This window comes from Kitasatospora sp. NPDC054795 (assembly GCF_053611565.1).
On the sequence record NZ_JBSHAP010000297.1, the window covers coordinates 1 to 1,592 of the forward strand.

A 1,592-nucleotide genomic window follows, 5' to 3' on the forward strand; every position below is an offset into this window, starting at 1 on the left:
CAAGCCTCGCCAACTTCGAACGTGCTGGTCGGAGGGGCCGGCGTGACGTTCTCCGGGGTGCTCGTCCTGGTCGTGGGCGGGAGTCAGCGGTCTTGATCGTCTGACGCCGCAGGCCGGCGCGGATTCGCTGGTTCCTCCACGTCGCGGGCCCGGCGACGCCTACCATCCGGTTCATGGTGGAGTCCGAGATCGCGGAACGGATCGCCGCGCGGCGCGCGGAGTTGGACGAACTGGAAGACCAGCTGGTCAAGCAGCTGGAGGAGGTGCGGACCGAGCGCGACGAACTCGCGGTGGCCGAACGGGTCTGGCAGCGGATGGCCGAACAGCTCGCCGCCGAGCGCGCGGAGACCGTGCCGGCCGCGGCGCGGGTCGCAGGCCGAGCGGTGCTACTGGTCCCGCACCGTGGGCCCGGCGTGGCCGAGGATGCGCTGCCGCCGGACTACCAGCGCATCCTCGCCATCGTGCGCGACGCGGGCGGGCCGGTTGCGACCAAGCAGGTCGGCGAGGTGCTGGGGCTTCAGGTCGCGGTGCGGGGCAAGCTGGAGCCGCTGCGCGGGAAGCTGGCCAAGCTTGCCGGGCGGGGCTGGCTGCGCAAGCTGCCCGACGGCCGCTTCACCGCACGCCTGTGACCAGGTCGGCTGCGCGGACCCCACCGTAACTTGGGCGCCCCCGACGGTCGTTGAGATTGTGTGACGAATAACAACGCGCCCGCCGAGGGCGTCTCCCTTGTCTACCAGTGCAAGCTCAACCTGTCCACGAGCACCCTGGTCTGCCTCGCTGACCTGCTGCGATCACGTCTGAAGGCGATACGTTCCCCGTGGCGGTCGCTGCCGCCGGGCCGGATCGCGGTACTCGTGCTGGCGATGCTCCGGCACGACCAGCGCCTTCTCGACCTGGCCGGCGGCAACGGTGTCCCGGAGTCCACCCTGCGGCGCTGGCGCGACGAGATGATCGACCTGCTCGCCGCCAAGGCCCCGCGCCTGGACCGGGCGCTTCGCCAGACAGCCAGGCGGGGCGGGGAGGTCGTGCTGATCGACGGCACCCTGATCCCCACCCAGCGCCGCACCGGACGGGACAACCGCCCGAACTACTCGGGCAAACACCACCGCCACGGCCTGCACTTCCTCGCCCTGACCGACGAGAGAGGCAAGCTGATCTGGATCTCCGCGGCCCGGCCCGGACGCACCCACGACGCCACCGCCGCCCGCCGCGACAAGATCGTCGAGCACCTGAAGGCAGCCGGGCTCGGCGCGCTCGCCGACCTGGGCTTCATCGGCGTGGACAAGCCCGACGACCCCGATGACCTGGTCATCGTCACCGGCTACAGGGCCACCCGCGCCCGAAAGCTCACCCCGGGACAGAAACAGGCGAACCGGATCCTGGCCGCCGGACGAGCACCCGTCGAACACGGCTTCGCGAACCTGAAGGCCTGGCGGATCCTCACCAAGCTCCGCACCGGCCCCGCTCGCGCCACCGCCCTCCTGCGGGCCCTGCTCATGCTGACCAATCTCGAGATCAACCGCTGACGGACGATCAAGACAGAAGACTCTCGCCCACGACCAGCACGAGCACCCCGGAGAACCGTCACGCCA

The 1,592-nt window shown here is 70.7% G+C and carries 2 protein-coding genes; both read left to right on the top strand.

Features of this window, described 5'->3' with window-relative positions:
• Positions 1-173 precede the first annotated feature (173 nt).
• On the top strand, positions 174-629 hold the full coding sequence (locus tag ACWGJO_RS41555) for a hypothetical protein (protein WP_378366350.1): 456 nt from the start codon (positions 174-176) through the stop codon (positions 627-629).
• Between the two features lie 60 nt (positions 630-689).
• The gene (locus tag ACWGJO_RS41560; protein WP_452190961.1) at positions 690-1,526 is read left to right on the top strand and encodes a transposase family protein; all 837 of its coding nucleotides are present in this window, start codon (positions 690-692) and stop codon (positions 1,524-1,526) included.
• Positions 1,527-1,592: the final 66 nt, after the last annotated feature.

Excerpts from the sequence above, each read along its gene's own strand:
- ACWGJO_RS41555 (WP_378366350.1), top strand. The coding sequence starts at position 174 with ATGGTGGAGTCCGAGATCGCGGAACGGATCGCCGCGCGGCGCGCGGAG.